Origin of the sequence: Bacillus cereus group sp. N14 (genome assembly GCF_016483555.1) — a bacterium.
Lineage (GTDB): Bacteria > Bacillota > Bacilli > Bacillales > Bacillaceae_G > Bacillus_A > Bacillus_A wiedmannii.
Genome location: NZ_JAEHBQ010000012.1, coordinates 41,986 through 65,208, shown reverse-complemented (window position 1 = coordinate 65,208; position 23,223 = coordinate 41,986). Strand labels below are relative to the sequence as shown.

Sequence of the window (23,223 nt, the reverse complement as noted above, 5' to 3'; positions counted from 1 at the left end):
GAAAATATACGCATGGCCCTTTCCTCTATCTTTGCCCACAAAATGCGTTCTATCTTAACGATGTTAGGTATTATTATCGGTATTAGTGCCATCATTACTATCATTTCAATGGGTGATGGTACTAACGCAAAGTTTAAAAAAGAGTTAGGCCAAGGAAAAGATAATGAAGTAACGATTTACTACAACAATCCTGATTATGGAACGGATAGTGCCAAAATCACACCTGATATGCTAAACCGTCTTCAAACCGTACCAGGCGTTAAAGATGTGTATCCAGATGTAAGTATGAAAGTAAAAGCATCTGCTGGTTCAAAAGATGTAAATCTTGATTTAAAAGGTGGAACAGGCGCCTTTATGACAGATTCGAAAATAAAATTAGTTCACGGTCGTGAATTAAACGACAGCGAATTAAACCAAGCAATCCCTGCTGTTATATTAAATGAAGAAGCTTTCAACAAATTATTTAGTGGTTGGGAATCAAATCAATACACAGATATAAAAGGAAAGCCGTATAAAATAGTCGGTGTATACGAAACGAAAAATGAGTTCGGAATGGCTATGCCTGAAGGTTACACATCACTTGAAAACGCGCCTGTCATTTCAGGAGTAAATGAGTATGACTCTGTAAGATTAACGATGACCTCTCCAACAGAACGTAAAAGTGTAGAAAAACAAGCCGTTTCTGTTTTAAACGAAATGAAAGCTCCTAAATTTGAGCACAAATTCGAAGCACAAGATTTAGGTGAATTTACGAAGCAATTAGACGAATCCATTGGCATGATGAAAATGGTATTCGGTGGTATTGCTGCTATCTCCTTACTTGTTGGTGGTATCGGCGTAATGAACATCATGCTTGTATCTGTAACAGAACGTACACGTGAGATTGGTATTCGTAAAGCACTTGGTGCAACGCGCGGTAAAGTATTAACACAATTCTTAATTGAATCTTGTATTTTAACAGGACTCGGTGGTTTCATCGGATTCATGCTCGGTATCTTCTTCGCTTGGATCGTCTCAATCTTTGCTGGATGGCCACTCGTTGTCTCAAAAGAACTTGGACTTCTTGCAGTAGGTATCTCAATGTTAATCGGTATTATATTCGGTTTACTTCCAGCTAACAAAGCTGCAAAACTGGATCCAATTGAATGTTTACGATATGAATAAATAAAAAGCGTAGGATTTTACACTCCTACGCTTTTTATTTATCCCGCTTTAATGGGCAGTAAGACCCCCACCTCAAAATTCAGCGAAAGCAAAGAATTTAGGTGGGGGATCAACTGCCCATAAAAGCCCGATTGGTTCAACTAATAATCAGTGGGGGAGGAAGAATCCCCCCCACTGATTAAAGTTTCACTTTATCTATTAAATCGTGTTTCTTCTATTATATATGTTTCACGTTATCAACATCTTTAATTATTTTAACCTACTAAAGCTATTATAGAATCCTATTATTGCAAAAATAATATGTGACAGACTAAAATCAAGGCGTAATTTTTTCCATACCTCGACTTATTTTGTAACAATTATAACGATATTTCATTAATTTTCACCTCATTTCAATCTCTCCACAGCGAAAATAGTTATTTTTACATAACTAATCACCTGTTCTAACAGCAAAATACGCCATTTTTGTAACGGTTACGAAATTATTACGTAATAATACTGAAATATTATTAACCTATTAGAAATTGAAATACTCCCCTTTTTATGCATCTTATGCTCAAACCTCCCCTAAAAACTATAAGAAAGCGCTTTTAGGATATTACTGGAATTATTACAGAATATTAACGCCCCGTTACGAAAGCTTTGTAATTCTATGTTTTTCGCAAATAAGAAAATAATGGTTGCTATAATGAGGTCAACGAAAACAAATGCAATGGAGGCTATTATGAAAAAATTTATGGGTATAGCAACAGCAGCGGTTTTTGGTCTTGGGATTTTCACAACATCTGCTAAAGCAGAAACAATCGTAACGACTGATGTACTAAATGTACGAGAAAACCCAACTACTGAATCACAAGTTGTCGGAAAGTTATTAGATGGATATAAAGTTAACGTTTTACATACAGAAAACGGATGGTCAAAAGTGAAATTGAATAGCGGTAAAGAAGCTTTCATTAGCGCTGACTATACAAAAGACACTTACTACGTAACAGCAAACGTATTAAACGTACGTGCTGGTGCAAACACAGACTCAGAAATTCTTGGTAAATTGAAACAAGATGATGTAATTGAAACAACACACCAAGTACAAAATGACTGGATTCAATTTGAATATAACGGAAAAACAGCTTATGTTCACGTTCCTTACTTAACAGGTAAAGCTCCAGTTAAAGTTCAGCCAGCAGTTAAAGTTGAAAAAACAACTAAAGTTCAAGATACAGCTAAAGTTCGTGAAGCAGTTAAAGCCGGTGAGGTAGCTGAAACTCAAGCAAAAGCTAAAGCACAAGAAGCAACTAAAGCTCGTGAAGCAGCTGAGGCTCAAGCAGAAGCTAAAGCACAAGAAGCGGCTAAAGCTCGTGAAGCAGCTAAAGCTCAGGCAGAAGCTAAAGCTCAGGCAGAAGCTAAAGCTCAGGCAGAAGCTAAGGCCGGGGAAGCAGCTAAAGCTCGTGAAGCAGCTAAAGCCGAGGCAGCAGCTGAAGCTCAAGCAGCGGCTAAAGCTCAAGAAGCAGCTAAAGCTCGTGAAGCAGCTAAAGCCGAGGCAGCAGCTGAAGCTCAAGCAGCAGCTAAAGCTCAAGAGGCAGCTAAAGCTCGTGAAGCAGCTAAAGCTCAAGAAGCAGCTGAAGCTCGTGAAGCGGCTAAAGCTCAAAAACCAGCTACACAACAACCTGTTGCAAAAGAAACTGAAACAAGTGCACCATCATCTTCTCGTGAGTTACGTGTTGTAGCAACAGCTTACACAGCAGATCCACTTGAAAATGGTTATAAAGCAGGCGACCAAGTAAAATCAGCTTTAGGTCACAACTTAACAGCTAATCCAAATATGAAACTTATTGCAGTTGACCCAAGTGTAATTCCATTAGGTTCAAAAGTATGGGTTGAAGGTTACGGAGTAGCAATCGCTGGTGATACTGGTGGAGCTATTAAAGGAAATAAAATTGACGTTTTAATGCCTGATAAAGGTACATCAAGTAACTGGGGACGTAAAACAGTTACAGTTAAAGTATTAAACTAGTTCGTATAAAAAAGGTCAGTCTCATTGAGGCTGACTTTTTTTGCGTTCCTTCTAAAGGAAAATATACTCTACCTGAAATTATATCCACGATTTTTCAAATATATCTATCGTAACTTATAATATATCAACGATTCGACAAGGAATATCGATTTACCGACAAACTTTGACATTGAAAAGTACTTTATGATAAAAAGGCTGCCCAAAATTCGGACAGCCCCCTATACTTCCCTATTCCACACAAGTAAACTGCGTCCAAGCTCCTACATAATCTAATAAGAATAACTCTTCTTCCGCAATTGTACCGACAATATTTTTCCGTTCATCTATCGGCATTTCTTTTAGAATGATTTGCAGTTCACCTTTATACTTACCGAATGAGTTGTTTCCAATTACAACTTGCCCTCTTTCCTGTCGTACACTTTCGCGCACTGGGAAGTCATAGTCTTTATACTTTTTACGCACTTCTGTAGAACGTACCATATATTCTGTTATATCGCCGCGTCTTACGTGTAATTCTTGCAGTGTCGCTTTCTTTTCTAATTCAGTCGCTTCTTCTACAAAGTGTACTTTCAGCTGTAACATGTAACGATTTAAGTTTCCTAGTTTCTCTAACTCTTCTTCATTCGCATAAGCATTTCCGATAATCACATCATCAATAAGCCCTGTTGCCCATAAATGTTTCGCTTGTACTTCAATCGGTAAGTTACGATGTTGTTCTAACGTACATAATCCGTCATTAATATCCCATGGACCGATGTCGGCTGCATGGGACGTAATAAAGGCTGCCGTGCGAATGCCATGCTTTTTAAAGCGTTCACTACAGCGAATGAAATAATCATATGGAAGACCAGTGAATTTTTGTGGATAGAAGTTATGACAGCCAATTAAAGCTGGTTTATTCGCCTGGTGCGAAAGGATATTCTCTAAGTATGCAATATCGTTACTTACGTTTAGCTCAATTTTTAAGCCATACGGATTATTCGTCATTTTCGCTTCTGTTAATCCGTCAAATCCTAGATCTAAACGAATACCGTCTGCACCTAACTCTGCAAAGAATGATAGATCACTATAGCTAATACCAAGTTGATCGAATACTGCCGGAGCTACATCTAAAATAACTTCCATATTGTTATCTTTTGCATGATTAATAATTTCTTTAAATTCAGCTACAATTTCTTCTTTTGGACGATTCACAGATAATAGACATGTGAATATTCTTGAAAAACCGTGGCGTGCCGCTGCCGAAATGTATGCCATATCTTGTTCTTTCGTTGAATGCTCTGGATAAAGTGAAATTCCTAATTTACGCTCCATGCTTTTGCATCTCCTTCACACGTTGTATTAATGCCATGCTCGTAAATCTATATTTTGCAGATAAACATGTGGCACATAAAATCGTTGGTACAATAATTACGTACGGTGATTGTAAGCTTAGCATTACATATGCACCCATTGAACTACCGATAAATAAAATTGATATGAGTAGTAACACTAATAAAGATTTACTTTGTACCCATTTTGAATAATGTGCAATACACTGCCCCGCTACAAATGTAATTAAGATGATAATTGCTCCGAGCATTCTGTTTTCTCCTCTCCTGCTAATTGCTGTTTCTCATACATTTTGAAGAATGGATAGTAAATAACGAATGAGATCACAAAGTTAACAAGTACAAGTACACCAGCCATAATTGTCCAGTCTGTACTAATAATCGCTGCAATTGGTGCTAACATCGTAAATGGCAGTTTCGCCATCATGAGCGGAATCATGCCTGAAACAACTGCAAAATATGATACTGTCGTTGTCACTAACGGTGTAATAACGAATGGAATAATTAAGATTGGGTTCATTACAATTGGTGCCCCGAAAATAATTGGTTCGTTAATATTGAATAAACCTGGTACGAATGATAATCTACCTAACTCTTTTAGGAACTTAGATTTAGAGAACATAAACATAATAACTAAAGCTAACGTTGAGCCTGATCCACCGATCCATACGAACCATTGAATAAATTGCTCTGTAAATAAGTTTGGTAATTGATGTGCATTTCCTGTAGCTGTGAATACTTCCATATTTTCAAGAATTGCTGAATCCCACATTGGACGAATAATTGGTCCTAAAATCGCAGGGCCATGTATACCGAATGACCAGAAGAACACGATTAAGAATACTGTTAATAAACCGCCGAATAAATTATTTCCTACTAATACTGATTTTAGTGGTGCGATTAAATATGTGATTGTTGTATTTACATCGAATTTTAAACCGTAACGAATACCCCAGAATAAAAGAATAACGACTAAAGTTGGAATTAATGCTGCAAACGAGTTTGCAACTGCTGGTGGTACACTGTCTGGTAATTTAATCGAGATATTATGCTTAATCATAAAGTGATAAATTTCTACTGCAATTAAAGCTGTAACAATTGCGCCGAATAAAGACGTTGCACTTAATGTTCCTACTGAAATGTATCTTCCTGCATCAATAACACCTGGTACAGCTTTCGTAATTTGAATTGGTTCAACTGATGCTAGTAAAAAGGCGAGTACAGATAACAACCCTGCACTTAACTGATTGAGCTGATAAAAGTTTGCGAGTGAAGCTCCTACCCCAAATGCTGCGTATAACGCCATTAAACCTACTGTAAACCGGAATGGAATATCTAAAATATGGCGAAATGGTGCAATCCATTCCATATATGCATCAATTGGTAAATTTAAAAAGATAACGAAAAATGATCCGACAATCGTTAACGGCAATGTAGAAATAACTCCGTTTCGAATTGCTAATAAATGTCGTTGTCCTGCAATCTTTTGCGTTGTTGGCATAATCTTTTGTTCCATAAAACTCATAAAACCATTCATCAATACCCCTCCTCTTTCTCTTTACTACGTAAGGACAAAAAGTTATAACATTATAATGTTTATATTTAAAAAAATATAATTATGCTAAAACTAATTGTTCTGCTTGTTTCAGTACTTTTAAACCGTCACACATGCCATAATCTCTTTGTTCTATTATTGCAACCGGTATATCGTATGATTTCGCAAGAAACTGTACCGCTGGAAACAAATACTTCACTTGTGGTCCGATTAAAACAACATCAGCATTTTTTATTTCCAGTTTCACAAGTTCTGAATCAACTGCTTTGATTTTATAATCCTTCCCTTGTTTCTTTGCCTCTTCTTGCATTTTTCTTACAACCATACTCGTTGACATGCCTGCTGCACAACATAATAAAATGTACATCTTATACTGTCACTTTCTCTTCTACTCGTTTATGAAGAGTAATAAATTCTTCAGCAAGTTCTTTCACTGTAATTGCATTCATTAAATGATCTTGTGCATGCACTAACAGTAAACTGATTTCTGCATGATTTCCTCTTGCTTCTTCTTGAATTAAGTCTGTTTGAATGCGATGAGCTGCCGAAATCTCTTCACTAGCAAGTGTCATCTTTTCGCTCGCATTCTCAAAATCTCCTTGTCTTGCAAAAGCAATTGCTTCAAGCGCCGCGCTTCTCGCATTGCCACCATGTAAAATTAACGCAAATGGAGTTTGCATATCAGTCATTTTAAATTCCCCCAAGCTATCTTTTTTCTATATTGTTATCTTATTATGAAAACGCATACAATTAAACATAAAAAACTTCCGTTGTGTAACGGAAGTTTTTATATACTTTTTCAAAACGATAGTAAAATCTCTTGAAATTCTTCAATCATTCCAGCCTGAGTTAATTTCTCTATCGTATGCTGACTAGACATAATATCATATAAAAAATCATAAAGCTTTTGTAAATCTTCATTATTATTGCGCTTTACACTAAATAAAATAATAACTTGTACTTTCTTATCTCCCCAGTCAACCGCTTTATTAAGTGTACAAAACATCAAAAATGTTTTCTCACTTAATAACTGCATCGGATGTGGAATTGCAACTAAATTCCCAACGGCTGTCGGAGATGTATTCTCTCTTTCCATAACAGAATCATAAAATTTTTCTGGTACATAGTTTTTCTCAGCAGCTTTCTCACATAAGAATTGGATAACCTCTTCCTTCGTAGAAGCGCTATGATTTAAAAAGATCAAATCTTCCTTTATATACTGCTGCACACTAGTATTCACATGCGTAAACAACTGCTGACCGATTGACTTAATCTCTTTATCATCAAATATTGAGTTCACTTTTATAACAGGCACAGGCAAACCACTCGGTATATGAATCGTACTAATGATACAATCTATTTTATCTTTATAAAGGTCTTCCACTTTCAATTGATAATAACCTGTAATCCCTACAATCTCTAATTTATCTCGGAACTGTGATAGAATTTTATATTTCAATAGCTGGGCGCTTCCTTGACCAGTCGCACAAACTAGTAAACATCTTTTCTTTTGATTCTGTTCCTGTAAACGACTCATCGCTCCCCCGAAGTGAATCGCAATATAACCAATTTCACTTTCTGGAATCGATTCTCCCGTATAATAACCAATTATATCTCCAACGAGAACCGCAATTTCAAAAGCATACGGATAATTCTTTTTCACTTCTGCCAAAAGAGGATTTCTCGTATTTAACTTATACTTCAAACGGTTTAATAACGTTTTTAAATGAACACCAAATCCAAATAATAATTCTTCATCATAATAAAAAATAAGATTCCGTTCTTCCGCTACTTTAAAAAGAATATGTTGCATAAATGCATATAGATCTTTCCCTAATAGTTCTTCCACATTTTCATAACGATCTCTCGCTGTAACAGCAGTACTCAATAAATGCATCGTCACATATAAAACTTCTTCTTCTGGAAATGAAAGATGCAACTCTTTCTCTAAATCTCCTACAATCTGTTTCGCAATTGTATATTCTTTCTTTATGATAAGTTCTGATTGCTCCGCATTCAGCCCTTTCATATAATGTTGATTTTCACAACGCCTTATTGCAATTGCAATATGAATGACTAAATTATCAATTTCAATATCTGATAAATATATCGTTCCTCCCTCGATATACTTTAATATAACCGAACGGATAAGTGGGATATGAGGTAACGATAAATATGTATCCCTCTGCTCAAATTGCTCATGAAACGGAGTATGATCATAGCGCGGTAAACCATATTGTGATAAACAAGACCGAATATGAAACTCCTCTCCCACAATACGTATACCATAATACGGTCTCTTTTCAATTTGTAATTGATAGCGACCACATATATCTGTCACATCTTTCATAATTAAATTTACAGTCGATTTACTCACATAAATCTCCTCTGCTAACTGTGAAAGCTTCACATACCCCTCTGTCGTTACAATACGTTGCAGAATGTACGCTATCCTTTCTTCATAAGAAGTCGGGATCTTTTCAGTCTGTTTTTGAAATAAACCCACGCAAAACTCTTCAAACTTCTTCGTTTGTATAATTTCTAGTTCGTATCCAGTCCCTCTTTGCGATTCAATTTTCGCTCCGTTTTCTTCCAATATATCATTTAATAATTTTATATCTTTTTGAATCGTCTTCGTTGATACATGTAAACGGCTCGCTAAAAAAGCTCGATTTAACATCGATTTCTCTTCTAAAAACTCCTCTAAAATAGAAATTAATCGCTGATGCACTTTTGTCATAGCTCTTCCTCTCACAATTTATATATAAAAAGGAAAAAGCTGCTGAAGTCAGTAGTTTTTTCCTTTTTCATTTTATCTATTTCTTTAATGTAAATCCGAATTTATCCCATGCTTGTAAATAATCTAATAAGAAAATTTCTTCTTCTACAATTCGGCCAACTACATTTGTTTTTCCTGTGTTCACCATATCTTTTAACGCAATTTGTAATTCACCTTTATATTGACCATACTGTTCATTATCAATTAAAAGATCACCGCGTTTAATTTCGCGTGTATTATGTGGTTTGAACTCTTCTTTCTTATATTTCACACGACTTTGTGTCGAGCGAATCATATATTCAGATACATCTCCACGATAAAAATGAGGCTCGTCTAATACGATAATTTTTTCTAGTTCTGTTGTTGTATCATATAATCCTATATCAAATGTTTGTTTCTCTTTATTTAATGCACCTAGTGCTTGTAATTCTTCTGCTGATGCATACGCGTTCGCAATAATAACATCATCAATTAACTCTGTCGCAAATAAATGCTTCGCTTGTGTTGTCATCGGTAATTCACGATGCTGCTCTAACGTACATAACCCTTCTGTTACTGGCCAAGGTCCGTATGTTGCATCAAATGATGATATAAACGCAGCCGTTCTCATACCGTAATCTTTAAATTGTTTCGAGCATTTAATGAAATGATCGTATGATAATCCTGAATAACGATGCGGATAAAAATTATGGCAACCAATTAAATTTTCACGGTTTGGTCTATGGCTCATAATGTTATCTACATATTTCGTACCGTTACTCATATTAATTTCAATTTTTAAGCCGTATGGATTGTAAGTCATAATCGATTCTTCTAAACCAGAGAATCCAACATCTAAACGAATACCGTACGCTCCTAACTCATGGAAGAAAGATAAATCATTATATGAAATACCTAATTGTGTAAAAACAGACGGACTAATATCAACTAATACTTGGAACCCTAATGCATTTGCATGAGAGATCGTTTCTTTAAACTCTTCTATAATTTTCTCTTTTTCTCCATCTACAGACAATAAGCATGTGAATACACGTGTAAATCCGTATTTACTTGCTAATGTTAAATATTCCTTATCTTTCTCTACTGTTGAATGTTCTGGATAAATAGAAATACCTAATCGTCTCATATGTACACGCCTCTTTCTTCATTGTTTTGTAAACCTTTTCAAATATGTGTAGTGAAAAAGTATATATCCCCTTCTCATTCACTACTTTTTGAATCCGCTTTCTTTAAAGAAAAAACAACTTCTATCATTCATAACAACTACAAGTCTATACATCTATACTTTACAACTTTTTTTCATAGTTGTGTAGCTTTTACACAAATTTGTCAGTTTTTCCACCTCGAAAATTGTTATACGTTTTCAAGGCACCTTCCTTGACTGTTACATTGACCAATACATATACTCGAAAGAAAAGAGAAAATTTTATATAGGGGATGAATATATGGGAGAAGCAATACTCGTAAAACGAGAATCGTTATGGACGAAAGAGTTTGTCGCTTTAATTTTTGCAAACTTATGTATGTTTTTAGGGTTTCAAATGTTAATTCCTACTTTACCTGTTTATGTGAAAGAAATTGGCGGCACAAGTTCCAATATCGGATTTGTTGTCGGCATGTTTACCGTGGCGGCACTTTTTGTTAGACCGCTAACTGGAAATGCCTTGCAAAAATTTAATAAAAAAATCATTTTAATGATCGGTACTGCTATTTGTTTACTCGCTATGGGCAGTTACCTTTTCGCTTCAACCGTCTTCCTATTGCTTGCCGTTCGAATTTTACACGGGGCTGGTTTTGGTATTACAACGACTACATATGGAACTGTCGTTTCAGATTTAATTCCACAAGCTCGCCGCGGAGAAGGCATGGGATATTTCGGTCTTTCTGGAACGATTGCAATGGCGCTCGGTCCACTTATCGGACTTTGGCTCATGCAAACATATAACTTCACGATTCTTTTTTTATGTGCACTTTCATGTACAATTGTTTCATTAATATTAACGAAACTACTTCAAATCAAAAAATCGCCGCAACCACCACAGCAAACATCTGGTACTTTTCTCGATGGATTTATTGAGCGCAAAGCTTTACTTCCTTCATTATTAATATTATGTATTACATTAATGTACGGCGGAATCGGAAGCTTTATTACATTATTTGCTACGGAAGTCGGAATTGCTGATATAAGCCTCTTCTTCTTATTTAATGCACTTGCAATCGCTGTCACTCGTCCGTTTTCTGGAAAGTTATACGATGCGAAAGGTCATGCATTTGTTATTATTCCAGGAGTTATCATTACGTTTACAGGTATTATTTTACTGTCGTATACAACTACAATTCCGAGTTTAATTATTGCAGCAGCATGCTACGGAAGTGGTTTTGGAGCGATTCAACCTGCACTACAAGCATGGATGATTGACCGAGTAGCACCGCACCGACGAGGAGTTGCAACAGCTACATTCTTCTCCGCATTTGACCTTGGAATTGGTGCTGGCGCGATTATTTTTGGGTTCATTGCACATTTTACAAACTACGCAACTGTATATCGTTATTCCTCTCTATTACTTATTGCTTTCCTGTTCATTTACATTACAAGTATAAGAAAGCAAAAGCATGGAGATAAAAACAGAGAAAAAGCTGCTGGATAATTTCAGTGGCTTTTTTTATCGTATTTTTGCTGTTATAAAACCACATGCATTTTCCTACATATTTTTTTAACTTTCATCAAAAAATATACGATGAACTCGCAGACGCTTTCCTTCATATCCACCTGAACAATACTATTCTAAAAAGTGTGATTTATTTACAAAATTAAGATTTATACAAGATGAAAACCAATAAAATACAGCTGTTTCTTTAAAGAATTGTAAACTTTTTGTCCCTTTGTAAAGTTAGTGTAAATTTTACTAGCAAACCGTTTACAGTGCCTCAAGGTTTAGTTAATAATTACAGCGTACATGAAATTTAAGGAGTGGAGTGCGTGGAATATAATGTTCAAGATATGATCTTCCAGTTCATTGGTGGATTAGGTATTTTCTTATTCGGGATTAAATACATGGGCGATGGACTGCAACAAGCAGCTGGTGATCGTCTTCGCGATATTTTAGATCGCTTTACAACAAACCCACTTATGGGTGTACTAGCAGGTATGTTAGTTACTGTATTAATCCAATCAAGTTCAGGAACAACCGCTTTAACAGTCGGACTTGTAAGTGCCGGATTTATGACATTAAGACAAGCAATCGGTGTTATTATGGGTGCGAACATCGGAACGACAGTTACTGCATTTATTATCGGAATTAAAATCGGAGAATATGCGCTCCCAGTTATGGCAATTGGAGCGATTTTACTATTCTTCTTTAAAAATAAAAAAGTACATTCTCTAGGTCAAGTTGTATTCGGTTTTGGTATGTTATTCTTCGGTTTAGAATTAATGAGCGCAGGTATGAAACCTCTTCGCTCTTTAGAGTCATTCCAAGAGTTAATGGTTAGCATGAGTGACAATCCAATTTTAGGAATTATTGTCGGTACAGTGTTCACTTTAATTGTACAAAGCTCAAGCGCAACAATCGGTATTTTACAAGAACTATTCGGTCAAGGTGCTATTGATTTACAAGCTTCTCTTCCTGTATTGTTCGGTGATAACATCGGTACAACAATTACAGCAGTATTAGCAGCAATCGGTACTTCAATTGCCGCAAGACGTGCAGCATTAGTTCACGTTATCTTTAATATTATCGGTACCATTATCTTTACAATTTTATTAGTACCATTTACAAGTTTAATCCAATATTTCCAAACGTCATTAAACTTAAATCCAGAAATGACAATTGCATTTGCACATGGAACATTTAACGTAACAAATACAATCATTCAGTTCCCATTTATTGCAGTATTAGCATGGATCGTAACAAAAATCATTCGTGGTGAAGATTCATCTATTAACTTCAAACCGCAACATTTAAATCCAATCTTTATTGAGCAATCTCCAGCTATTGCTTTAACTGAAGCTCAAAAAGAGGTTGTACGTATGGCTGAATTTTCATTACACGGCTTAAAAGAAGCGAATCAATATTTAAATACACAAGACAAAAAGCATGAAAACATGGCTACTCAATTAGAAGGAGCTATTAACAATTTAGATAAAAAAATTACCGAGTATTTAGTTTTACTATCGGAAAAGCCGCTTTCACCTTCAGACTCTGAAAAACATTCCGTTTTAGCAGGTGTTGTTGGAGATATTGAACGTGTTGGTGATCATGTAGAAAACCTAGTAGAACTTGTAGATTTCCAAATTTCAAACCGTGTTTCCCTATCAGACGAAGCACTAGCTGAACTAAATGAAATGCTTGAATTAACAATTTCAACATTACAAGACGCAGTTGAAGCTTTAACAAACTTCGATACTGAACTAGCACAAACGGTTATTGCAAAAGAACGTAAAATCGACCAAATGGAACGTGTTCTTCGTAAACGTCACGTATTACGTCTAAACGAACGTAGCTGTTCAGGTGATGCAAGTATCATCTTCGTTGATATGGTAAGTAACTTAGAGCGTATCGGTGATCACGCTGTAAATATTGCTGATGGTGTTTTAGGTGAACAAGGTAAAATCAATTTAAAACAATCATTATAATAGAAAAGAGACGCTAACTTAAGCGTCTCTTTTCTTATTTCATATTTACAACAGTTCTTCCTTTTAACTTTCCTTGCAATATAAGTATAAACTTTTCATCTAACTCTTCTAATGTACATTCTTCTGTATAAGATAGTAGCTCTTTATTTTCCCATTCACTTGCTAAAAGCGTCCACACATCTCTTCTCACATCCACTGGGCATTGCACAGAATCGATTCCTAAAAGGCTTATGCCTCGCAAAATAAACGGATATACCGTTGTTTGCAATTCTTGTCCTGCCACATTACCGCACGTCGTTACACAACCACCATACTTTACCGTTTTTAAAGCGGTTTCTAGCATATGTCCACCTACAGTATCGATAACCCCGGCGTATATCTCTTTTAACATTGGTCTTCCTGATTCATCATTCAACTCCGTACGATGAATCACTTGTTTCGCTCCTAGACGTAGTAGCATCTCTTCTTCTTCCATTTTCCCTGTCGCTCCTACTACGTTAAATCCTAGCTTACTTAAAATACTAACCGCTACACTCCCTACGCCGCCTGTTGCACCCGTTACTAAAACATCTCCCATACTAGGCGTTATGCCTGCTCCAATAAGCTTATATACTGATAAAGCAGCTGTAAAACCTGCTGTCCCGTACATCATACTTTCCTTTAATGACATTCCCTCTGGTAAAGGGATGATCCAAGATGCTGGCACGCGAATATACTCTCCGAAACCACCAGAAGTATTCATACCTAAATCATATCCCGTTACAATAACTTGGTCTCCTACCTTAATGGTTTCATCTGCACTACTCACAACCACTCCTGCTGCATCAATCCCTGGCGTATGAGGATATGTTCTCGTAACACCTTTATTACCCGTGGCTGAAAGAGCATCTTTATAATTTAATGAAGAATAATGAACCTGTATTAATACGTCTCCCTCAGGTAAACTACTTACTTCTCTCTCTACAACGTTTCTTACAAACTGCTTACTTTCTGTTTCGTTCACAACGATTGCTCGGAATGATGTATGATTCATTATGCTCTCTCCTTTATCCGTAAATTTCTTCTTTATTATATAGAAGAAATAAGTAAACCTACTCATTTCTTCTTGGCTATATTTCAACAAATCTTACTTCTCTATTACTTTCTCACAATACATATTTTCATTTCTACTAAAACAACTTATACTTATTCTACATCTTAAAAATAAAATATAGAAAATCTGACTTTTTATAAATATATTGAATTTTTACGAAATGTAAATGATTTGTAATGTTTTTTTCGTCAAATTTCATTATAATAAGTGGATATGAGTGTCGTATTTCAATCCAAATGAAGGAGTACAAGAAATGGAGCAAAACCCATCTTTGCAAGAAAATACACGCAGTAAACCGAAAAAAGGTAAGAAAAAAACAAAAATTATTATAAGCGTTATTCTATTCTTTTTAATAATAGGTGGCGGTTATACTTGGTTTTTAGTAAATAAAGCATCTTCTGCTGTTCGAAATGCCGCACACGATTTAGCACGCGGTGATAAATCTGATTTACGTGATAAAGCTGTAAAACCTATCGCAAATAATGTCTCTGTCTTAGTCATGGGTGTTGATGAAAGCGATGTCCGCGGGAAAGAATATGGTGAAGCTATAAGAACGGATGCACTATTACTTGCCACGTTTAATAAAGATAGCAAAACTGTAAAACTATTAAGCATTCCACGAGATACATATACTTATATTCCAGTGGAAAAGAAAAAAGATAAAATTACACACGCTCATGCATACGGTTCTACTAAAAACGGAAAAGATGGTGGACCACAAGCAAGTATTGATGCAGTTGAAAAATTAATGAATGTTCCTGTCGATTACTTTGTAAAGTTTAACTTCAAATCATTTATGAAAATTGTCGATGATTTAGGCGGGATTGAAGTCGATGTACCAGTTGAATTTACTGAACAAGATAGCAATGATAATGCTGATGCAATTCATCTGAAAAAAGGTGTTCAAAAGCTAAATAGTGAAGAAGCTCTTGCTCTTGCTAGAACGCGCCACATCGATAGTGATGCAATGCGTGGACAACGTCAACAACTCGTTATTGAAGCCATTTTAAAGAAACTAACAAGCGTTGGATCTGTAACAAAAGTTGGTAACATCATTGATGATATTAACGGACAATTCGTTACTAACTTAACATTCGATGATATGCTTTCATTCTACAAGTACGGATCGGACTCGGAAATTGAGAAATTACAAATTCAAGGTGAAGACTGCTATATGGAAAAAGGTGACGATACATGTAGCAAATCTGCTGGTGGCGGCCGAACGTATTACTACAATCCAGATAAAAAAGAATTAGCAACTGTTACAAACGAACTTCGTACTCACCTTGGATTACCTGCATATACAAAAACAGACTCTGATTCAAAGAAAACAAGCACAGAGAAAACAAAAGAATCTAAGTCGGAAAATTCAAGTGAACGCGAATCAAGTAACAACGAATCTAAAAATAAGAATAAAAATAGCAGTGAAGAAACAGAAACATCGTCTAACGACAATGAATAAAAAAGAAGCAGTTCTCTATGGAGGTAGAGTACTGCTTCTTTTTATTTCTCTATAATTAAAAATCAGAACTTTCTAACTATCTTTTTTAATATTTTTAAATTATAATAAATAGTAGCAATCTATTCCAATTATCAGGGGGCTCATACATATGAAAGCTGCAGTAAAACATAACATCTCAGATTTTAAAGACTACTTAAAATCAAACGATATATACATGGAAGAAAATATAGATGAAAATGATGGTTCTGTTCATTTTTCAGTAGGGTTAGAGACAGAAGCTGGCGCAAAAATCCAACTAATCGCTGCTTTCCAAAACGAACATCCTACTGTGGATATATACTGCTTCAATGTTGCTCACGTACCTGATGCAACATCAACAAATGATATTTTGCATGTCATCAATGAATTAAACACATCTTACCGATTTGCAAAATTCACGTTAAATAAGCAAAATGCAATTGATATTTCAGCATCACTTGCATTCTCAGAACCAAATTTCAATCCAGCACTTGTCTTTGAACATACGAGAATGCTATATAAATTAGCAAATGACGAATATAAAAACTTAATGAAAGTTATTTGGGCATAAATAAAAGGATGGGCTGCAAGCAGCGCCATCCTTTTATTTCGATAACATATCAATCCACATCTTAACAGCAGTGCCTACAATCAAAATCGATAACATATATTGCAATGCTTTTTGATTGATCCTCTTCCCAACTCGTGCTCCAAGCGGCGCAGCAAAGATACTTGCAATCGCAATAATAAGAGCTGGAATTACAACTACTTGCCCAGTTATCACTTTTCCAGTCGTAATCCCTATTGAGGAAATAAACGTAATAGCGATAGATGTTGCTATTGTTGTACGTATCGGCAATTTTAAAATAACTAGCATAATAGGAACTAATAAGAAAGAACCTCCAGCACCTATAATGCCTGATGCGCCTCCTACAATAAACGCTAACAAGCTTGCTAACCATTTATTATATGTCACTTCACCACTATTATTTCGTTTCGGTACGAACATCATAATAGCAGCTATTGTTGCTAACGCTGCATAAACAACATTGACCGTATGTTCCGCTAATACGTTAGCACCAAAACTCCCTATGAAACTTCCTATTAATATACTAGCTCCCATATACACAACTAGCGTTTTATCCATATCATTACTTTTCCGATAGGCCCATGCCCCTGCAAAAGTTGCAAAGAATACTTGAACCGCTGTAATACCACTTACTTCATGTGACGTATAACTAGTAAATCCTAGCAATACCGGAATGTATAGGATCATTGGATAATTAATAATCGCACCGCCAATTCCAACCATTCCTGATATAAACGATCCTATAAACCCAATTATAAAAAGTAATACGACTAAGCTCATCTTACATCCCCTCCCTTCTAAAAAGAAGGTGAATTAAATGAATAAGTTTACATTCCCATCCGAAGCATCTGCTAAATAAGCTCCTACTCCTGCAAACTCTACCCCTTCCATAATCTCTTCCTCTTTTAACCCTAATAAATCTACTGTCATTTGACAAGCTACAAGTTTAATCCCCTGTTCTTTCGCCAAATCGATTAAATCTGGTAAAGGCATAGCATTATGTTTTTTCATAATACCTTTAATCATCTTTTGTCCCATACCAGCAAAATTCATTTTCGATAATCCCATCTTGTCTGCACCACGCGGCATCATTTTTCCAAATACTTTTTCTATGAAAGTTTTCTTCACCTTCACATGCTCATCTTTCCTTAAAGCATTTAATCCCCAAAAAGTATGAAAAATAGTTACCTCTTGATCATACGCCGCTGCACCATTTGCAATAATATAAGCAGCCATCGCCTTATCATAATCTCCGCTAAATAAAACAATTGTTGTTTTCTTCTGTTGCTCCATGTTGTGCTCCCTCCAATTACCTATAGGGGTATTTTATTATTTATAAAAAGGCTCAAATCATTTATCTCTGTACTATACGACTTTCCCTTCCCACGCTAACATACCACCTACCATATTGATTGCTTGAAAACCGTAGCTCTCTAAAAACTGAACTGCTCTTCCACTTCTTCCGCCAGAGCGACAAACGATAATATATTCTTTATGCTTATCCAACTCATGCATTCGAAACTCTAGTAGTCCTAACCTAATAGGAAGCACTCCCTTAATTTTCCCTTCCGCCACTTCTTCTACTTCACGAACATCGATTACATGTAACTCTTCATTTCGTAATAATCTTTCCTCTACTTCTTTCGCTGTTATTTCTTTCATTTTGATATTCCTTTCTTACAAAGCGTTCATACCACCTGAAACATTGATAACGTGCTGAAACCCTAATTTTTTTAATACTTTTGCAGCCTGCTTACTTCTCATACCGCTCTGACAAATAACGATTACTTCTTTATTTTTATCTAACTGATTTGCCTTACTCGCTAGCTCATTTAGCGGGATATTTTGAAATCCTTTCATATGATTTCCTCTATATTCACCTACTGTGCGAACATCGATAAATTGTTTTCCCTTTTTTCCTGCTATACTCTTTAATTCTTTCCCACTTATATTTTGAACACCTTTTACCGGTAAAAAACGTGAAATAACAAATCCTGCAGCCAGTACAATAAAGAGCGTACTTAATATTGTATTCATATAACCAACCTCTCTACATTTATAAACATGCTACGCCTTCTTAATCCAAAACTTTAGCACATCAGCTTCTTCTACATGCTTTACGATGTCATGACCACCTTTATTTGCCCACGCCGGAATATCCTTAATTGACCCTTTATCCGTTACATGTACTTCTAACACTTCTCCAGTTTGTAAAGTATCCATCGCTTTCTTCGTTCTTACAATCGGCATCGGACATGCTAAACCTTTCGCATCTAATACTTGTTTTACATTCATCATCTATTCCTCCATTTTTTATTTATTTCTTATTCGTGAACTGCACAACGATTTGGACCAATCTCCATTTCACGCTCTTTATCTACACTCGGATGAATCTTCCCCATATTCGTTTGACGAATTTCTTCGTAAGCATTCGGCTGAGGTGGTAAATTCTCCGTTACAACTTTACGAAACTCTCCCTCACTCTCAATATTTAGTCCTGCATTATACGTAAATAAATCTTTTAACTTTGCGCTCACAACACCATTCTCATCCATTTCACTTACTTTTGAATAATGAGCTGGTAACACGATTAATTGTTGAGATAGTACTTTATATCGATCATATAAAGTTTCTCGTAAATCACTCACCCAATCTTCAGCCTTTCCAGCAAGATCTGGACGCCCGATTGAATCTACAAATAAAATATCGCCTGATAATAAATAGGAATCATCTACAATAAATGATGTACTTCCAATCGTATGCCCCGGTGAGTATAATGCGTCAATTTCAATTTTAGTACCCCCCACCGTAATAACAGATCCTTCAACGAGCGGTTTATATGAGAAAACAACTTCCTCCGCATCTTTTGGCGGTAACCAATACGTGCCACCTACTCTGTCAGCTAACTTACGGCCTCCAGAAATATGGTCTGCATGTAAATGTGTATCCATTACATTCGTAATCGTAACGCCATGCTCTTTCGCAAACTCTTCATATGCTTCAACTGTTCTTACCGCATCAATAACTGCTGCCTCACCGTTTGAAACGACCATATAAGATAAACAACCTTTTCCAAGACGGTTAAATTGATATATACTTCCTCCGCCCTGTACATCTCCTACTTGTAACGGCTTCACATATTCACTCCAAGCTTTCATACCGCCAGCTAAATAATAAATATTTTCTAATCCGGCCTCTGTTAATTGCTCTGCCACAAATATAGAAGACCCTTCTTTTGCACATACTACTAAAACATCTTTATCTTTAGGTAATTCACTTACAATATGCTCTACACCATCTAACAAATCAAAATACGGTTTATTTATAGAAGAAATTTGTCTCCCTTCAATTTTCCAATCTTCATAATCCGTCTCATTACGAACATCTAAAATAAACAACTCTCCGAATAAAACTTTCTCTGCAACATCTTTTGCTTGTAGCGGTTTAATGTTCACCCAATTACCCCCATAGGTATATTTTTATTTAAAAAATTTTATTTTTCCACATTCCCTTGCCACTCTAACATACCTGGAATGACATTTTTCACATTTGAATACCCTTTATCTTTCAACATTTGGCAAGCTACATCACTACGGTTACCAGTTCGGCAAATAACATATATTTGCTTCGTCTGATCTAATGCTGCACTGTCTAGTTCACCTAATGGAACTGAAATAGCCGCTGTAATATGACCAAAGGCGAATTCCGCTGCTTCGCGAACATCTACTACAATACACTCTTCACCGCTTAATAATATCTCTTGCAATTCCGCATTCGTAATTGTATGAGGATATTTCACTACTTCATTCACTTCATGCTCGTGTGCTTTCCTAACGTAATGCATCAATAAATCACCTTCGTGTTTCGTCCCGATATATTGATGACCTACTTTACTCGCCCAACTTTGTATATCTACAGTAGACCCTTTATCTGTTGCCTGAACTTCAATCACTTGCCCTGATGCCAAACCTTCCATTGCCTTCTTCGTCTTCACAATCGGCATCGGACAAGCCAAACCTTTACAATCTAGACTCATATCCACTTTTATACTCATAGTCGATTCCTCCATAATTAATATACATATACCTGTATGGGTATATTAAAATGTTTTTGAAAATCTGTCAACACTTATGTTTGACAGATTATCGGCTTTTTACAAGTAATTGAACAGCTTCTTTAATTAACTCTTCATTTGAACCATTACCTTTTTCAAACTGCTCACGTAAACATTGCTCTAAATTCGTTCCAACAACAAGTCCAATTGTACGATCAAGTGCAGAACGAGATGCCGTTAATTGTGTAATAACCTCTCGGCAATCTTTTCCTTCTTCCATCATACGAAGTACACCACGAACTTGACCTTCAATACGTTTTAATCTATTTTTCATATCTTGATTATATTCCACTGTAGACCACCTCCGTATTTATAACTATATTATACATTACTTTGTAACTTTGTATAATATCATATACCCTCAAGGGTATATTGTAAAACGTTTTGTTTTTTGAACCTTTCTAACGTATAGTAAAAATGCAAAAGCCACTGATTTTATTGACTTTTGCATTTCTCAACTACACTGCATTATTATCTTACTTCTTATAAACTCCTTGTAAAACTATAATCCATTTCTCCACCTAGTGCTGCAGCTGTATCACCGGTTTCTCTAAAATCATGTGTATATATTTTTTCAAATGAATCGAAATCTACTTGCTTATAAAATTCAAAACAAGGGAATCCATCATGCTCTCCTTGAATATCAATACTACCATCCTTTTTCACACATACATGTAATACATAATCTACAGGAGGTGCATATATATTTAATGGATTACTTGCACTCGCACTCATTTTAAATTGCACACCATCAGGATTCCATACGATATTCGTGCACACAATATTTTCAGTACTCGCTTTTCCTGTTCTTTTATTCACAGAACCATCTGGATTCGTAACCTTCTCTGTCGTAATACCCGTGTTCGCATATGAAAACACTTCTTCTTTATAAAAATCCACTACTACCTCTTGCTCAACTCTAGAGCGCATCGTATTTACCGCATGTGGTGTAAATTCACGCGAATCACCTTCAAATTGAATTACTTTTCCTGTTTCCATATCCTTTCTCGGTTCTGTCCAAGACATTGGAATAAATACGCTGGCTCTAATTTTTACGATATTAGTCATAAGAAACACCTCTATAATTCTAGTTTTATATACTGCATTATTTAATAAAAAAACACCATTTCAGCCACATAATTAAAATCTTTCTCTTTTACGTTGGCTACTTCCTTCTTAAAAATGACGCTATATTTATATCTAGATTTTCGTTTTAAAGCTATATTCCATTTCTCCAGCTAGTGCTGCTGGGGTATCATTCGTTTCTCTGAAATCATGTGTATATATTTTTTCAAATGAACGAAAGTCTATTTGTTTATAAAATTCATAGCAAGGGAAACCATCATGTAAACCTTCAATATGCACAATGCCACTTGTATTAACTCTTATAACCAAAAAATAATCTGCTGCGGGTGCCGCTGCATTTAACGGATTACTTGCACTTGCTCTCATTTCAAATGAAACTTCATCCTCGCCCCATACGATATTAGTACATACAATATTTTCTGTACTTGTTTCTCCTTTTTGATATTCAATTGAACCATCTGAATTTGTAATTTTCACAGTAACGATGCAAGCATCTACATATGTGAAAATTTCTCTTTTATAAAAATCAACAATCACTTCTTGTTCTAATCTTGAACGCTTTGTATTTACAGCGAATGGTGTAAATTCACGTGCATCTCCAGCGTATTCAAAAACTCTTCCTGTTGCAGCATCCTTAATAGGCTTCAGCAACGCATACGGTGCAAATACACTCCCTCTAATTTTTACGATATTAACCATGTGAAACCTCCGTTGATTCTATTTATATAAATTATTATTTGTTCTACCAACATAATATAGTCAATTTGATTGACTATATTATGTATAGTACAATAGACCTTACCAATAGTCAACTTAATTGACTACAAGTGCGGAGGTTATACACATGGATCATCAAACATTTAACGAATTAGATCTCACTTCACTTTTATCATTATCGTTCAGCACATTAATTACTGAACTACATGACAGATTAAGTGAATTAGGATTTGAAGATATTAGGCCAGCACACGGTTTTATGTTCAAACGAATCCTTCCTAATGGAGCAACAGGTATAGAACTAGCTGAGTATTTAGGAGTTTCTAAACAAGCTGTAAGCAAAATGATCGATTCTCTTGAAAACAGTGGTTATGTCATGCGTAAAAAGCATCCTACTGATAAAAGAGGTAAAATCATTATTTTAACCGAACGTGGTTTAGCTGTAATGAAAGCGAAAGAAGAAATAGTAGCTGAAATAGAGCAACGATGGATTGAAAACATAGGTACTGAACGAATGCAAATGCTCAAGGAAGATTTAACAACATTCGTTACTAAAGAAAATACAGAGAAATTATCATCAAATATACGACCTGTTTGGTAAGCAAAAACTCCACATAAAAACGAATCCATTTTGATCAGTCCCTTTCAAAATGGATTCGTTTTCTACA

The 23,223-nt window shown here is 35.6% G+C and carries 25 protein-coding genes; 7 read left to right on the top strand and 18 right to left on the bottom strand.

Annotated elements, in window-relative coordinates; all coding sequences use genetic code 11:
- Positions 1–12 precede the first annotated feature (12 nt).
- Entirely contained in the window at positions 13–1,164 is a 1,152-nt protein-coding gene (locus JDS82_RS17790; RefSeq protein ID WP_412678034.1) for an ABC transporter permease, read from the top strand.
- A gap of 601 nt (positions 1,165–1,765) precedes the next feature.
- Entirely contained in the window at positions 1,766–3,175 is a 1,410-nt protein-coding gene (gene entC / locus JDS82_RS17785) for a cell wall-binding protein EntC (protein WP_199713686.1), read from the top strand.
- A gap of 228 nt (positions 3,176–3,403) precedes the next feature.
- On the opposite strand, the gene JDS82_RS17780 is transcribed toward entC, so the two are convergent.
- From JDS82_RS17780 to JDS82_RS17750, 7 genes are all read right to left on the bottom strand, one after another.
- Positions 3,404–4,489, bottom strand: a complete 1,086-nt coding sequence (locus JDS82_RS17780; RefSeq protein ID WP_199713651.1) for a DUF871 domain-containing protein — start codon at positions 4,487–4,489, stop codon at positions 3,404–3,406.
- Positions 4,479–4,757: a hypothetical protein gene (locus JDS82_RS17775; protein ID WP_000900028.1), complete on the bottom strand. Its 279-nt coding sequence runs from the start codon at positions 4,755–4,757 to the stop codon at positions 4,479–4,481. Before JDS82_RS17775 ends, JDS82_RS17780 begins: the two co-directional genes overlap by 11 nt.
- Positions 4,733–6,043, bottom strand: a complete 1,311-nt coding sequence (locus JDS82_RS17770) for a PTS sugar transporter subunit IIC (RefSeq protein ID WP_001013048.1) — start codon at positions 6,041–6,043, stop codon at positions 4,733–4,735. Before JDS82_RS17770 ends, JDS82_RS17775 begins: the two co-directional genes overlap by 25 nt.
- A 79-nt stretch (positions 6,044–6,122) precedes the next feature.
- On the bottom strand, positions 6,123–6,428 hold the full coding sequence (locus JDS82_RS17765; RefSeq protein WP_000275638.1) for a PTS sugar transporter subunit IIB: 306 nt from the start codon (positions 6,426–6,428) through the stop codon (positions 6,123–6,125).
- Between the two features lies 1 nt (position 6,429).
- Positions 6,430–6,750, bottom strand: a complete 321-nt coding sequence (locus tag JDS82_RS17760) for a PTS lactose/cellobiose transporter subunit IIA (protein ID WP_000131328.1) — start codon at positions 6,748–6,750, stop codon at positions 6,430–6,432.
- Positions 6,751–6,860: 110 nt separating this feature from the next.
- On the bottom strand, positions 6,861–8,801 hold the full coding sequence (locus tag JDS82_RS17755) for a BglG family transcription antiterminator (protein ID WP_048567154.1): 1,941 nt from the start codon (positions 8,799–8,801) through the stop codon (positions 6,861–6,863).
- Between the two features lie 76 nt (positions 8,802–8,877).
- Entirely contained in the window at positions 8,878–9,966 is a 1,089-nt protein-coding gene (locus JDS82_RS17750) for a DUF871 domain-containing protein (RefSeq protein WP_001253361.1), read from the bottom strand.
- A gap of 319 nt (positions 9,967–10,285) precedes the next feature.
- On the opposite strand from JDS82_RS17750, the gene JDS82_RS17745 reads away from it, so the two are divergent.
- Together JDS82_RS17745 and JDS82_RS17740 are read left to right on the top strand one after the other, a co-directional pair.
- On the top strand, positions 10,286–11,488 hold the full coding sequence (locus tag JDS82_RS17745) for an MFS transporter (RefSeq protein WP_048562484.1): 1,203 nt from the start codon (positions 10,286–10,288) through the stop codon (positions 11,486–11,488).
- A 332-nt stretch (positions 11,489–11,820) separates the two neighbouring features.
- Positions 11,821–13,476, top strand: coding sequence for a Na/Pi symporter (locus JDS82_RS17740; protein ID WP_199713650.1), 1,656 nt, complete (start codon positions 11,821–11,823; stop codon positions 13,474–13,476).
- Positions 13,477–13,510: 34 nt separating this feature from the next.
- Here the strand turns inward: JDS82_RS17740 and JDS82_RS17735 are convergent, their stop codons facing one another.
- Entirely contained in the window at positions 13,511–14,509 is a 999-nt protein-coding gene (locus tag JDS82_RS17735) for a YhdH/YhfP family quinone oxidoreductase (protein ID WP_199713649.1), read from the bottom strand.
- Positions 14,510–14,822: 313 nt separating this feature from the next.
- Here JDS82_RS17735 and JDS82_RS17730 point away from each other — a divergent pair, with 313 nt between their 5' ends.
- Together JDS82_RS17730 and JDS82_RS17725 are read left to right on the top strand one after the other, a co-directional pair.
- Complete coding sequence (locus tag JDS82_RS17730; protein WP_002108773.1) at positions 14,823–16,031, top strand: LCP family protein; 1,209 nt, start codon at positions 14,823–14,825, stop codon at positions 16,029–16,031.
- Between the two features lie 148 nt (positions 16,032–16,179).
- Positions 16,180–16,620, top strand: a complete 441-nt coding sequence (locus tag JDS82_RS17725) for a hypothetical protein (RefSeq protein ID WP_000642361.1) — start codon at positions 16,180–16,182, stop codon at positions 16,618–16,620.
- A gap of 33 nt (positions 16,621–16,653) precedes the next feature.
- On the opposite strand, the gene JDS82_RS17720 is transcribed toward JDS82_RS17725, so the two are convergent.
- The 10 genes from JDS82_RS17720 to JDS82_RS17675 all read right to left on the bottom strand — a co-directional run bounded on the left by JDS82_RS17720 (position 16,654) and on the right by JDS82_RS17675 (position 22,537).
- On the bottom strand, positions 16,654–17,418 hold the full coding sequence (locus tag JDS82_RS17720; protein ID WP_000060746.1) for a sulfite exporter TauE/SafE family protein: 765 nt from the start codon (positions 17,416–17,418) through the stop codon (positions 16,654–16,656).
- A 33-nt stretch (positions 17,419–17,451) separates the two neighbouring features.
- Entirely contained in the window at positions 17,452–17,931 is a 480-nt protein-coding gene (locus tag JDS82_RS17715; protein ID WP_000437733.1) for a DsrE/DsrF/DrsH-like family protein, read from the bottom strand.
- Between the two features lie 72 nt (positions 17,932–18,003).
- The gene (locus tag JDS82_RS17710; RefSeq protein WP_098058502.1) at positions 18,004–18,300 is read right to left on the bottom strand and encodes a rhodanese-like domain-containing protein; all 297 of its coding nucleotides are present in this window, start codon (positions 18,298–18,300) and stop codon (positions 18,004–18,006) included.
- 15 nt (positions 18,301–18,315) lie between these two features.
- Positions 18,316–18,675 (bottom strand): rhodanese-like domain-containing protein, encoded by a 360-nt coding sequence (locus JDS82_RS17705; protein WP_001092309.1) that lies wholly within the window; start codon positions 18,673–18,675, stop codon positions 18,316–18,318.
- A gap of 30 nt (positions 18,676–18,705) precedes the next feature.
- Positions 18,706–18,936, bottom strand: coding sequence for a sulfurtransferase TusA family protein (locus JDS82_RS17700; protein ID WP_002108774.1), 231 nt, complete (start codon positions 18,934–18,936; stop codon positions 18,706–18,708).
- A 26-nt stretch (positions 18,937–18,962) separates the two neighbouring features.
- Positions 18,963–20,093: an MBL fold metallo-hydrolase gene (locus JDS82_RS17695; RefSeq protein WP_199713648.1), complete on the bottom strand. Its 1,131-nt coding sequence runs from the start codon at positions 20,091–20,093 to the stop codon at positions 18,963–18,965.
- 38 nt (positions 20,094–20,131) lie between these two features.
- A complete protein-coding gene (locus tag JDS82_RS17690; RefSeq protein WP_097815084.1) occupies positions 20,132–20,707 on the bottom strand; it encodes a sulfurtransferase TusA family protein in 576 nt (191 codons plus the stop codon).
- 73 nt (positions 20,708–20,780) lie between these two features.
- A complete protein-coding gene (locus JDS82_RS17685) occupies positions 20,781–21,044 on the bottom strand; it encodes a metal-sensitive transcriptional regulator (RefSeq protein ID WP_000456204.1) in 264 nt (87 codons plus the stop codon).
- 191 nt (positions 21,045–21,235) lie between these two features.
- A complete protein-coding gene (locus JDS82_RS17680; protein ID WP_048562492.1) occupies positions 21,236–21,820 on the bottom strand; it encodes a DUF3238 domain-containing protein in 585 nt (194 codons plus the stop codon).
- Positions 21,821–21,952: 132 nt separating this feature from the next.
- Positions 21,953–22,537 (bottom strand): DUF3238 domain-containing protein, encoded by a 585-nt coding sequence (locus JDS82_RS17675; protein ID WP_000247255.1) that lies wholly within the window; start codon positions 22,535–22,537, stop codon positions 21,953–21,955.
- Positions 22,538–22,682: 145 nt separating this feature from the next.
- On the opposite strand from JDS82_RS17675, the gene JDS82_RS17670 reads away from it, so the two are divergent.
- Positions 22,683–23,156 (top strand): MarR family winged helix-turn-helix transcriptional regulator, encoded by a 474-nt coding sequence (locus JDS82_RS17670; protein ID WP_048562493.1) that lies wholly within the window; start codon positions 22,683–22,685, stop codon positions 23,154–23,156.
- Positions 23,157–23,223: the final 67 nt, after the last annotated feature.

Coding starts and splice junctions, on each gene's coding strand:
- JDS82_RS17760 (WP_000131328.1), bottom strand. CDS start 6,750: ATGACTGATATGCAAACTCCATTTGCGTTAATTTTACATGGTGGCAAT.
- JDS82_RS17715 (WP_000437733.1), bottom strand. CDS start 17,931: ATGGAGCAACAGAAGAAAACAACAATTGTTTTATTTAGCGGAGATTAT.
- JDS82_RS17710 (WP_098058502.1), bottom strand. CDS start 18,300: ATGAAAGAAATAACAGCGAAAGAAGTAGAGGAAAGATTATTACGAAAT.
- JDS82_RS17790 (WP_412678034.1), top strand. CDS start 13: ATGGCCCTTTCCTCTATCTTTGCCCACAAAATGCGTTCTATCTTAACG.
- JDS82_RS17700 (WP_002108774.1), bottom strand. CDS start 18,936: ATGATGAATGTAAAACAAGTATTAGATGCGAAAGGTTTAGCATGTCCG.
- JDS82_RS17780 (WP_199713651.1), bottom strand. CDS start 4,489: ATGGAGCGTAAATTAGGAATTTCACTTTATCCAGAGCATTCAACGAAA.
- JDS82_RS17675 (WP_000247255.1), bottom strand. CDS start 22,537: ATGGTTAATATCGTAAAAATTAGAGGGAGTGTATTTGCACCGTATGCG.
- JDS82_RS17680 (WP_048562492.1), bottom strand. CDS start 21,820: ATGACTAATATCGTAAAAATTAGAGCCAGCGTATTTATTCCAATGTCT.
- JDS82_RS17725 (WP_000642361.1), top strand. CDS start 16,180: ATGAAAGCTGCAGTAAAACATAACATCTCAGATTTTAAAGACTACTTA.
- JDS82_RS17765 (WP_000275638.1), bottom strand. CDS start 6,428: ATGTACATTTTATTATGTTGTGCAGCAGGCATGTCAACGAGTATGGTT.
- JDS82_RS17735 (WP_199713649.1), bottom strand. CDS start 14,509: ATGAATCATACATCATTCCGAGCAATCGTTGTGAACGAAACAGAAAGT.
- JDS82_RS17690 (WP_097815084.1), bottom strand. CDS start 20,707: ATGGAGGAATCGACTATGAGTATAAAAGTGGATATGAGTCTAGATTGT.
- JDS82_RS17775 (WP_000900028.1), bottom strand. CDS start 4,757: ATGCTCGGAGCAATTATCATCTTAATTACATTTGTAGCGGGGCAGTGT.
- JDS82_RS17750 (WP_001253361.1), bottom strand. CDS start 9,966: ATGAGACGATTAGGTATTTCTATTTATCCAGAACATTCAACAGTAGAG.
- JDS82_RS17705 (WP_001092309.1), bottom strand. CDS start 18,675: ATGAATACAATATTAAGTACGCTCTTTATTGTACTGGCTGCAGGATTT.
- JDS82_RS17745 (WP_048562484.1), top strand. CDS start 10,286: ATGGGAGAAGCAATACTCGTAAAACGAGAATCGTTATGGACGAAAGAG.
- JDS82_RS17770 (WP_001013048.1), bottom strand. CDS start 6,043: ATGAATGGTTTTATGAGTTTTATGGAACAAAAGATTATGCCAACAACG.
- JDS82_RS17670 (WP_048562493.1), top strand. CDS start 22,683: ATGGATCATCAAACATTTAACGAATTAGATCTCACTTCACTTTTATCA.
- JDS82_RS17730 (WP_002108773.1), top strand. CDS start 14,823: ATGGAGCAAAACCCATCTTTGCAAGAAAATACACGCAGTAAACCGAAA.
- JDS82_RS17755 (WP_048567154.1), bottom strand. CDS start 8,801: ATGACAAAAGTGCATCAGCGATTAATTTCTATTTTAGAGGAGTTTTTA.
- JDS82_RS17720 (WP_000060746.1), bottom strand. CDS start 17,418: ATGAGCTTAGTCGTATTACTTTTTATAATTGGGTTTATAGGATCGTTT.